Below are 11,991 nucleotides of genomic sequence, written 5' to 3'. Positions count from 1 at the left end.
GAACGTCGGCAGCGTCAGATGGGTATAACAGACAGAAATAGATAAAAATATATAATTAAATTATTCAAAAATAAATTAATTTAATATATAAAATTATAATTAATACTAAAATAATTAAACAAAATTATAAAAATTTTATAAAAAATATGGTAAAACACGAATATTAAATTATATAAAACAAATAGAAAATTCGATAATTAACTAATTTTTTATATTTAAAAAATCAATGGTAATATAATGAATTCAAATGAAAAAATAAATACAACAATTACAAAATTTGAGGAATTTTTCTCAACACAATATAAGGATGAAATATTTAATGCTCTAGAAGCATATCCTGAAGAAAGATCTGTAACAATTGATTATACAGATTTAGAAATGTTTGATCCTGATTTAGCAGATCATTTAATTGAATCACCAGAAGAAATTTTAAATTCTGCCCAAAAAGCAATTAAAAATATTGATCCTTTAAATCAAAATGCTGAGTTAAATGTTAGAATAGCCAGTCTTACAAATGTTATACCTCTTAAAATTTTATTAAGTAAATATATTGGAAGTTTTATAGCTGCAGATGGTATTGTAAGAAAAACAGATGAGATTAGACCAAGAATTGAAACAGGTGTATTTGAATGTAGAGGTTGTATGAAAAAATATGAAGTAGAACAAACATCATCTAATCATATTATAGAACCTTCTATGTGTCCTAATTGTGGTGGACGTTCATTTAGACTATTACAAGAGGAATCTCATTATATTGATACACAAACAGCACGTATGCAAGAACCATTAGAAAACCTTTCTGGAGGAACAGAACCTAAACAAATGTTAATGATTCTTGAAGATGATCTTGTTGATGAATTAAATCCTGGAGATAAAGTCAGAATTACAGGAACTTTAAAAACATTTAGAGAAGACCGTACTGGACAATTTAGAAATTATATTTATGTAAATCAAATAGAACCTTTAGAACAAGAATTTGAAGAATTAAAAATTAGTGAAGAAGAAGAAGACGAGATTATAGCTCTTTCTAAAGATCCAAATATTGAAGAAAAAATTATTAAATCCACAGCACCTTCAATTAAAGGTTATCGTGATGTAAAAAAAGCTATTGCATTTCAATTATTTGGTGGAACAGCTAAATTATTTGAAGATAATACTCGTTTAAGAGGAGATATACATATCCTAATTGTTGGAGATCCAGGTATTGGTAAATCTCAAATATTAAAATATGTATCAAGACTTGCACCAAGAAGTATTTATACAAGTGGTAAAGGTACTACTGGAGCAGGTTTAACTGCAGCAGCAGTTAGGGATGAACTTGGAGGATGGTCTCTTGAAGCAGGTGCATTAGTACTTGGGGATCAAGGAAATGTTTGTGTTGATGAGTTAGATAAAATGAGACCTGAAGATAGATCTGCACTTCACGAAGCTTTAGAACAACAAACTGTAAGTATTGCAAAAGCAGGAATTATGGCTACTTTAAATTCAAGATGTTCAGTACTTGCAGCAGCAAACCCAAAATTTGGAAGATTTGATAGGTATAAAGCACTAGCAGAGCAAATTGATTTACCTTCACCAATTCTTTCTCGTTTTGATTTAATCTTTGTAATTGAAGATAAACCAGATGTGAAAAATGATACAGAACTTGCACAACATATTTTAAAAACTCACCAAGCAAAAGATATAAATTACGAAATTGAACCAGAATTATTAAGAAAGTATATTGCATATGCTCGTAAAAATTGCCATCCAAGACTTAGTGATGAAGCAATGAAAGTATTAAAAGAGTTTTATGTATCTACTAGGAATAGTTCATCTGAAGAACAAGGTCCTGTACCAATTACAGCAAGACAACTTGAAGCTACAATTAGGCTTTCAGAAGCATGTGCTAAAATTAAACTTAAAGAAACAGTAGATGCAGATGATGCACATGAAGCAGTAAAATTACAACTTTCTTGTCTTAAAGAAGTCGGTTTAGATCCAGAAACTGGTGAAATTGATATTGATAAAGTTGAAGGAAGAACACCTCAATCAGATAGGGATAAAATACAAAAAGTTATAGAAGAAATTAGAAACTTACAAGAAGAATATGGTGATCAAGCACCAGAAAATGTTTTACTTTCTAATTTAACAGATAAATATAGTATGGATGAAGATAAATCAAAAAGAATTATTAAATCCCTTAGTCAAAAAGGTATTATATTCCAACCAAGTAATGGATACTTTAAATTAGTTGAATAAATTATTTTAAAATTTATACAACTATTTTAAACATTATAATTAGTAAAAAACCATTTATTAATTATAAAACTATTTAAATTTTATAATCAGTGAAAAATTATTATAATAAATTAAAGACTATTTTTATAAAACTTAATATCAAAAATAATATTTTTAAATATTATATATTCAATTACATTAATAAATGATTAAAAACATAATTATATTTAGTATAATTTATAATATCATTATAATATTTTTACAATAAATTATTAAGGAGTGACAGTATGAGTGACTATGAAGATTTATTAAACAGAGCAATTGACCAATTACCTCCAGAAGTATTTGAAACAAAAAGGTTTAAAATACCTAGAGCATACTCTGATATTCAAGGAAATAGGACTTTTATTAAAAACTTTAAAGATGTTGCAGAAAGATTAAACAGAGATCCACAACATTTATTAAAATTTTTACTCAGAGAATTAGGTACTGCAGGAAACCTTGAAGGTGGAAGAGCAATTTTACAAGGTAAATTTACTCATTATGTAATTAATGATAGAATTGAAGATTATGTTGATAAATATGTTATTTGTCCTGAATGTAATAGGCCAGATACTAAAATCATAAGAGAAGACAGAATCTTCTTACTTAAATGTTTAGCTTGTGGTGCAAGAGCTCCTGTTAAACCATTATAAAATTTTTATTTTTTTAATAATAAATTTAAACAATTAAAAATTCATATAACTTAAAATAAACTATTTATAAAAATTTATATATGAATTTTTAAATTTTTACTAATTAAAGATATGAAGTGTAGTTATGTTTTGTCCAGAATGTGGAAGTTCTGATAAAGAAATGATTGGCGACATTTGTATTGACTGTTTTTTAAAAAATTATCAATTTTTAGAAATTCCTCAACATATTAATATTACAGTATGTAAACATTGTAATGCAAAATATTATAAAGGAAATTGGATTGATGAAAATATTCCTGAAGAAGAAGTTATTTATCGAACATTAGAAGATAATATACACTTAGATGACAAGATTGAAAATGAAATAATAGATCTTGAAATAAGACAAATGAGAGGAACTATTGCAGAATGTACTATTGATGCAATAGGTGAATTTAAAGGAAGAGAACTTATAGAACATTATAATACAGAAGTTCAAATAAAAAATTCAACATGCCCAAATTGTTCTAAAATAGCTTCAGGATATTATGAAGTAGTAATACAATTAAGAGCTGATGATAGAGAACTTAATCCTAAAGAAAAAGAAGATGCAGATAATATTGTTAATAGTGTTTTAAATAAACAATATAAAAAAGATAAATTAGCAGTTCTTCAAGAAAAAGCAAAACTTAAAGAAGGAACTGATTATTATATAGGTTCTTATAAGTCAGGAAAAAAAGTAATCAATAGACTTAGAGATCATTTTGGAGGAATCATAAAAGAATCTCCAAGATTAATATCTGAAGATAAATCTACAGGTAAAAAATTATATAGAGTTTGGATTTCAATTAGGATTCCAAAATTCCAATTAGGAGATATTATAAAATATCAAAATAACATAGGACAAGTAATAGATATTAATGCAGATAAATCTTTATTTTGTGATTTAAAAACTGATAAACATTTTTCAGTATCATGGGCACATTATGAAGAAGTAGAACTCATTGAAAAAAAAGAAGACTTCCAAAAAACAATGGTTATTTCAAAATTTTCTTCAACACTCCAAATATTAAATCCAGAAACATATTTAGAGTATAATATTGAAATGAAAGATAAATATAAAAATATCAATATTGGAGATGAAATAAACATTATAAAAGTTAATAATGAATTTTATCCATTAATATAAAATAATATTAAAAATTAAAATTAGTAAAACAATAAAAACCGTGATTATATGAATACAGAAGAAAAAATAAATTTAATTAAAGAAGGAACAGTTGAAATAATTGATGAAAATGAATTAAAAGAAAAATTAAACAAAGAAAATCCAATTGCTTATACTGGATATGAACCTTCTGGAAAAATTCACTTAGGACATGCAATTACTATAATGAAATTAAAACAATTACAATCTTTAGGTTTTAAAATAAAAATATTACTTGCAGATTTCCATGCATACTTAAATGGAAAAGGAAGTATTGAAGAAATTTCAAAAACTGCAGAATATAATAAAAAATGTTTCCAAGCATTAGGCTTATCTGAAGATACTGAATTTATATTAGGTTCTGAATTTGAAACAAAAGAAGAATATACTGAAATTGTATATCAATTAGCTACTTTAACAACTTTAAAAAGAGCTAGAAGAAGTATGGATATGGTAAGTAGAGATGATGATAATCCTAAAGTAGCAAGTACAATTTATCCATTAATGCAAACTGCAGATATGGTATCCTTAAATACAGATATTGCATTAGGTGGTCTTGAACAAAGAAAAATACAAATGTTAGCAAGAGAAGAATTACCAAAACTTGGATATGAAGCACCTGTATGTATTCACACCCCATTATTACATGGTCTTGATGGAGATGCTAAAATGTCTTCAAGTAAAGGAAATTTCATTGCAGTAGATGATACTGAAAAAGACATTAAAGATAAAATAAATAAAAGTTACTGCCCTAAAGGAGAAATTGAAGATAATCCAATGATTGAAATTTCAGAACACTTTGTTTATCCATATCAAGAAAAATTATTAATTGAAAGACCAGAAAAATTTGGTGGAAATCTTGAACTTACAAAAGATGAACTTATTAAAATATACAGTGAAGGTAACTTACATCCAATGGACTTAAAAAACGGAATCAGTAATTATATGATTGAATTTTTAAGACCTGTAAGAGAATATATGGAAAAAAATTAAATAACAATTTAATTTTTAAAATTAAAAATAATCTATAAAATATCTTAGATTATTAAATAAAAATCTAAAATTAATTAGTAAATTCTAATTAATTTTAATTGATTTTATAAAAAAGATTAAAGAAGATGATTAAATGGATTATGAAATGAGAATTCCAAATGGTATAGGGGAAGAAATGCTTTCTGAAGCATATGAAAAATTTGATGTTGAATTAAAACATACAGAATATGGACCAAAATTTATTGGATCTATGGAAGAATTAGAAAAAGTTCAAGAATTCTTTAAAGAATCAATAGAAAAAAGACTTAAAGAATTAGAAAATCCTAGAGATGTATATAACAAAAAACATAACAAGAAATAAATTAAAATTTATATTTAATTTAATATAAATTATTAATTTTAAATATTAAAAACAGCATCAACAACTTTTTTTATATTAGATGAAACTTCATCTAAATTATTATTACCATTAATTATTTTAAAATTTGATGAATTTCTTGCAAGTTTTAAATATTTTTCTTTAACAGAAGATAAAAATTCTTCATTTTCAAATTCATCAGTTCCTTGACTTCTCATAACTGCTGTTTTTAAATCCATATCTAATAAAAGTACTAAATCAGGTTTTTTAGCAAATTTATTAATTTCTTTAATCCAATTATAAGGTTCTTGATAAACTAAACTTGAATAAAAAGATCTATCACTTATTATAATTTTATTTTCACTTTCTAAATCTTGAATTTTATTCATTAAAATCATCCTATCAGCAGCAAAAAGCAATCCAAAAGTTTTTTGCATATAATCACTTCTTGCATTAGGATTTTGTAATAATTTTCTTATTAATTTACCAATATCACTATCAGTTGGTTCTACAATAAGTTCAACATCATAACCTTTAGAAACTAAATAATCTTTTAATAGTTTAGATTGAGTAGATTTACCTGAACCATCAATTCCTTCAAAAACAATATACATATTAACCACAATTTTTTTAAAATAAGATAAAAATTTTAATAAAATCTTAAATTATACATAATTTAAAATAAATTAAAATAAATATCTAATTATTATTATATATTTTATATATTTTCTAATATTTATTATATTATCAATGGAGAAACATTATGAAACTTAAAGAATTATTAGCACCTGCAGGATCATTTGAAGTATTTATAGTAGCTATAAATACAGGAGCAAATGCAGTTTATTTATCTGGACATCGTTATGGTGCAAGAGCTTTTGCACATAATTTTACTTCAGAAGAACTTGAAAAAGCTGTTGAATATGCTCATTTAAATGGTGCAACTGTACATGTTACAGTAAATACCCTTATAAATAATTTTGAAATAATTTCTGTATTAAAATATTTACATTACTTATATCGTATTGGTGTTGATGCAGTAATTATTCAAGATTTAGGAGTAGTTAATTTAGCACATAAATTTATTCCAAAACTTGAAATTCATTCTTCAACACAAATGACACTTAGAGATTATGAAAGTATAAAATGGGCATCAAAACAAGGAATGTCACGTGTAATTTTACCTCGTGAAATGAGTGTAAAAGAAATTTCAAGAATTTCAAAAAGATTAAAAGAAGATAATATACCAATGGATCTTGAAGTATTTGGTCATGGATCATTATGTTATTGTTTAAGTGGTAAATGTTATATATCATCTTTTAATAATGGAAGAAGTGCAAATAGAGGTGCATGTTCCCAACCTTGCCGTAATAATTATAGATTAAGATATAATAACCATACAATAAGTAGTGGTTGTTTAATTTCAACACATGATCTTGCTACTTACAATGATCTTAAAAGTATTTCAGATGCAGGTGTTTGCTCCTTAAAAATTGAAGGACGTCTTAAAAATGCAGATTATGTAGGAACAATTGTACATTCTTATAGAACAATGCTTGATATCCTAGAAAAAAGAGAAAAAATGGAAAAAGAAGGAAATAATGCTCCAATAATAATTAATGGAAAATCTGAAAATGAAATTATTGAAGAATTAAAGTATGATCTTGATTTAGCATTTAATAGATATTATACAAATGGATACATTTTAGATGATGCACCAGGAGATGTTATGGGAAGAGAAAGTTCATATCACCAAGGAATTTATGTTGGAGTAATAACTGATATTGAGGGTGAATTAATTACCATTGATACAAGTAAAAAACAACACCCAATTAAACTCCAAAATGGTGATGGAATTGGATTTAAATACCATAATAAGATTAAAGGAATTTACATTGATAATATTATAAAACAGACAAATAATGAAATACAACTTAATACTACACGCGATATTCGTGTTGGAAGTGAAGTTTATTTAAGTTATTCTAAAGAAGCCCATGATAAACTTAAAAAATATACTAAAGAACAAGTAAATCCAAGTTATCCAATATCTTTAGATTTAAAAATTAATGAGGATAATTTATTAGAAGCAAATGCAGAATTTAAAGTTCAAAATGATATAGTTAACTTCAATTATACTTCCACTGAAAAATTTGAAAAAGCAATTAAAAAACCAATAACAAGTGAAAAAATCATAAAACAAATGTCAAAAACAGGAAATACTCCATTTTATATTAAAAAAATCAATATTGAAGAAATTAAAGATGATTTATTTATTCCTATGAGTAAACTTAATGAAATTAGAAGAGAAATATTAAATAAAGCAACAGAATTAATGCTTGATTATTATATTCCTGATGAAAAAGAAGTTAAAACTATTAAAAAATCAATTAAAAAATATGGTAAAGATTATAAAGAACGTGGAAAATTCATTGCAGCTACAGAATCTAACTTTGATACAAATTATGATAAATATATTGGATTAAGTGTTTATGTAGATAATCTTGATTTATTAAGAGAAGTTTGTAAACATCCTATATTAAGAGTATATTATGATCCTTCATTTAATTACAAAAATTCAAAGGATTACTTTAATAATATCAATAAAGAACTTAGTAAAGCATATGAAATAGCTAATGGTGTAGAACTTGTATGGGTTTTATCTTCATTTATATCAGAAAAAGATATTGCTAAATCAAATGATGTAGTAAATAGCCTTAAAAGAAAAGGAATAAACATTTCAGTTATGACTGATTCACCAGGAATAAGTAATATATTTGATTGTCCAGTTTATGGTCATCATAATTTAAATATTTGGAATAGTTATAGTGTAGAAACATTATGTGAAAGTGGATTTAATGGTCTTACATTATCAAATGAATTATCAAAAGATGAAATTAAAGAATTAACTTTAAGAAATAAAAAAGATATCCCATTAAAATTACTTGTACATGGAAATCTTGAGTTAATGACAAGTAAAGATAATTTTACAAAATTAAATGGAGATAAAAAACTTAAATTAAAAAACAATAAAGATTATGTAACTTTAGAAGATAAAAAAAGGAAACTTAAAATTAAAATTAGATTTGATTATAATAATTTTAGTCATTTCTTTAATCAAAATTGTTTATGTTTAATTGATGAAATAGATACAATTAAAAATATTGGACTTGACACAATTGCACTGGATTGTAGATTCTCAAGTGAAAAATATGTATCAAAAATAATATCCCTTTATATACAAGCGATTAATAAAGAATCCGAAGGAGAAACTCTTAAAGAAACAATATCTTCAATATCTCAATCCCCATTAGATAATGGTAACTTTATTGATGGTAGAAGATTAGAAGATAAAAATTATTAAATTAAAATATTTATTAAAAATTTCATTTCAATAAATATAAATAATTCTTAAGTTATAATATGAATAAGAGGTGAATGAAATGGTAGACTTAGATAAAGAAACCGAAGAAAAAATCTTAAATATTGTTAAACCATACCATAAAGAAAAAGATTATATTTTAAATTACCTCATTACAGATGATCATGTAATTAACATATTTTCTTCTATAAACATTGGTAAAGCAATAACTACAGAAGATTTAACAAAAATAGCAGATATTTTAAACGGAGAATTTATTGGTTTTAAAATAGTAAACCAAGAATACAGATTCGCTTTTAAATTACCTGAATAAATGAAAAAATTTTCATAAATAAAATTTAAATTTAAAATTATTTTTTTTTAATTTTAATCTATTTTTTACTGATTTTTAATTTTTTAATAAATTTAATAATTTAATAAAAATACTTATTTTATACTAAATAATTAAAAAATTATTAAACTATAATATTAAAAAAATATAAAAATAAATTATATAATATTTTAGAGGATAAAAATGAAAATACCTGAACTACTTGCTCCTGTTGGAAATATGAATCATTTAAAACTTGCAGCATATAATGGTGCAAGTTCTATATATTTAAGTGGAAAAGAATTTGGTGCAAGAAAATATGCTGAAAATTTCAATATTGAAGAAATTAAAGAAGCAGTTAAATTTGCACATTTATATAATATGAAAGTTTATGTTACTGTTAACATATTAATAAAAGAATCAGAAATTAAGCAAGTAATTAATTATTTAATAGATTTATACCAAATAGGAGTAGATGCTGTTTTAGTTCAAGACATTGGACTTATTAAAATAATTCATGAAATTATTCCTAATTTAAGAATCCATGCATCAACACAATTAAATATACATAATATTGAAGGTGTTGATTGGGCTAAATCACAAGGTATTAAAAGAATAGTTTTACCACGTGAATTAAAAATTGATGAAGTTAAAGAAATTACAGAATATGCACATAAAAATAATATAGAAACCGAAATATTTATTCATGGTGCATTATGTTATTCATATTCTGGACATTGCCTTTTATCATCATATATTGGAGGAAGAAGTGGTAATAGAGGAACTTGTGCACAACCATGCAGACAAAAATATACACTTACATGTGAAAATGGTGAAAATTTAGATGAAAATTTCTTAATTGAATCAAGTAAAAATTATCCTTTATCCCCTAAAGATCTTTCATTATATAATGAATTAAAAAAAATCGCATTTGTTGATTCATTAAAAATCGAAGGTAGAATGAGAAATGAAGATTATGTTTCTACTGTAGTTCATGCTTATAGACAAGCATTAAACAAACTCAAACATAATAAAAGAAGAAACGATAATGAAGAATTAAGCCTTGTATTTAATCGTCAATTTACAAAAGGCCATTTATTGGATAATCCAAATAAAATTATAAATTATAAAAAACCATCAAATAATGGATTATATATTGGAAATGTTAAAGACTTTAATGATAAAAATATAATCAAAGTAAATTTATCAAGTAATATAATTCCAGATAAAGGAGATATAATATTAATTGAAGGTAAATCACTTGAAAATAATTCAAGAGCAAGTTATGGATTTGAATTATCCGTAGATTCTGAAATAGATAAAGATATTTTAATTCTAAAAACTATAAGAGAAAATAAAAATATTGATATTAAAATTGATAGTGACTCTAAAGTATACATAACTAAAAGAAATAAAATAGCTCATGAAACTAAACAAGCAATAAATGGTAAAAATAAAAGTTATAAAAAATCTATTTTAAATCTTGACTTTAAAATTAATAAAAATAATTATCCTATAATAAAATTAAGATTAAAACTAGGAAATGGTAAAGTAATTAAGTATACATATAAAGCAGAAGATAAATGGGAAGAAGCAAAAAATAAACCAATAAGTTCTAAAGACATTGAAAAAAATCTTAGAAAAATAAATCACTTACCATTTTATATTGCAAATGTTAATATTAACTACTTAGAAGACTTATTTACACCAATAAGTAATCTTAATAAACTTAGAAGAGATTTTTATAATAAATTAGTTAATGAAATAGAAAATTCATACTTACCAAAAGATATTGAAAAAATAAAAATTAACTCTAAAGAATTTAAAGATAAATATTACAAAGAAAGATACAATAAAAAATTAATAAACAATGAATATAATCTTTCAGTTTATTTAAATAGCTTAGAACAACTTAAAAAATTAAATAATACTCAGAAAGTAGATAGAGTATATATTGAAATTCCAAAAAAGAATATGAATCTTTTATTTAATAATTATAAAGAAAAATTTAATATAAATTATTGTGTTAACTTCTTAAAAGAAGCTTATTTAATTAGTGAAAATCAAGATTATAACTTAATATGGAAATTACCAGAAATAGCTACAAAAGAAACTTTAAATGGTATTTTTAAAACTTATGGAATTCTTTCAAAATTAGGTGTTAATTTAGATATTATGACAAGCCTTTTAGGTTTAGATGAAATATTAAAAAATCATGAAATTAAAACATATGGTTCACAATATTTAAATATTTATAATAGTCAAAGTGTTAAAAATCTTAATAACTTTAAATTACTTACAATATCTCCAGAACTTAGTAAAAAAGATATTAAAGAACTTTGTGAAAATTCTGAAGATAAATTAGAAATGATTATTGGTGGAACTCTTGAAACAATGATTACAAGAAAACCAATACTTCGTAAAAAAGATATTAAAAATATTAAGAAAAAGTTAAACTTTAAAATAACTAAAGATACTGATTTAAATATTTCTATAAAAAACATTAAAAATGAATATTATCCTGTAAAAGGAACTATAAGCCAAGAATTATTAATATTATTCAATAAAAAGTTATCTTTAATTAGTAAAATAAATGAATTAAAAGATTTTGGAATTAAGAACTATTCAATTGATTTAAGATGGGAAAATAAAGATAATATTAATGAAATTATTGAATTATTTAATGAAAGTATAAAAAATAAGATAGACAATGAAAAACTTAAGAAATTAGATAATAATTTAAAAAATTATTGGTTTGAAACAACTAACTTAAATTATGATAATAAATTATTATAAAAATTTTATTATTTAATTTCTTATTAAATTCCTTTTTTTATAGATTATAAT

Annotated in this window: 9 protein-coding genes; 8 read left to right on the top strand and 1 reads right to left on the bottom strand. The window is 23.5% G+C overall.

The genetic code is table 11. From position 1 onward, the window contains the following. The first annotated feature begins 237 nt into the window (after nt 1-237). The 5 genes from mcm to BGI41_RS03545 all read left to right on the top strand — a co-directional run bounded on the left by mcm (nt 238) and on the right by BGI41_RS03545 (nt 5,455). The gene (gene mcm / locus BGI41_RS03565) at nt 238-2,241 is read left to right on the top strand and encodes a minichromosome maintenance protein MCM (protein ID WP_088538864.1); all 2,004 of its coding nucleotides are present in this window, start codon (nt 238-240) and stop codon (nt 2,239-2,241) included. A 266-nt stretch (nt 2,242-2,507) separates the two neighbouring features. Further along, nucleotides 2,508-2,915 (top strand): translation initiation factor IF-2 subunit beta, encoded by a 408-nt coding sequence (locus tag BGI41_RS03560; RefSeq protein ID WP_042708122.1) that lies wholly within the window; start codon nt 2,508-2,510, stop codon nt 2,913-2,915. A gap of 124 nt (nt 2,916-3,039) precedes the next feature. Continuing rightward, entirely contained in the window at nt 3,040-4,083 is a 1,044-nt protein-coding gene (locus BGI41_RS03555) for a 60S ribosomal export protein NMD3 (RefSeq protein ID WP_088538863.1), read from the top strand. Between the two features lie 48 nt (nt 4,084-4,131). Then, complete coding sequence (locus BGI41_RS03550; RefSeq protein ID WP_088538862.1) at nt 4,132-5,094, top strand: tyrosine--tRNA ligase; 963 nt, start codon at nt 4,132-4,134, stop codon at nt 5,092-5,094. 133 nt (nt 5,095-5,227) lie between these two features. Then, nucleotides 5,228-5,455 (top strand): hypothetical protein, encoded by a 228-nt coding sequence (locus BGI41_RS03545; protein WP_088538861.1) that lies wholly within the window; start codon nt 5,228-5,230, stop codon nt 5,453-5,455. A 38-nt stretch (nt 5,456-5,493) separates the two neighbouring features. Here the strand turns inward: BGI41_RS03545 and tmk are convergent, their stop codons facing one another. Continuing rightward, nucleotides 5,494-6,066: a dTMP kinase gene (gene tmk, locus BGI41_RS03540; protein ID WP_088538860.1), complete on the bottom strand. Its 573-nt coding sequence runs from the start codon at nt 6,064-6,066 to the stop codon at nt 5,494-5,496. Between the two features lie 149 nt (nt 6,067-6,215). Here tmk and BGI41_RS03535 point away from each other — a divergent pair, with 149 nt between their 5' ends. The 3 genes from BGI41_RS03535 (at nt 6,216) to BGI41_RS03525 (ending at nt 11,940) form a co-directional block, all read left to right on the top strand. Then, complete coding sequence (locus tag BGI41_RS03535) at nt 6,216-8,816, top strand: U32 family peptidase (RefSeq protein ID WP_088538859.1); 2,601 nt, start codon at nt 6,216-6,218, stop codon at nt 8,814-8,816. A gap of 79 nt (nt 8,817-8,895) precedes the next feature. Beyond that, a complete protein-coding gene (locus BGI41_RS03530) occupies nt 8,896-9,147 on the top strand; it encodes a hypothetical protein (protein WP_088538858.1) in 252 nt (83 codons plus the stop codon). Between the two features lie 201 nt (nt 9,148-9,348). Next, a complete protein-coding gene (locus tag BGI41_RS03525; RefSeq protein ID WP_088538857.1) occupies nt 9,349-11,940 on the top strand; it encodes a U32 family peptidase in 2,592 nt (863 codons plus the stop codon). The last annotated feature ends 51 nt before the right edge of the window (nt 11,941-11,991 follow it).

Origin of the sequence: Methanobrevibacter sp. 87.7, from assembly GCF_002208625.1 — an archaeon.
Lineage (GTDB): Archaea > Methanobacteriota > Methanobacteria > Methanobacteriales > Methanobacteriaceae > Methanarmilla.
Note: the sequence above shows the minus strand (reverse complement) of the source record. Positions and strands in the feature narration are given on the sequence as shown.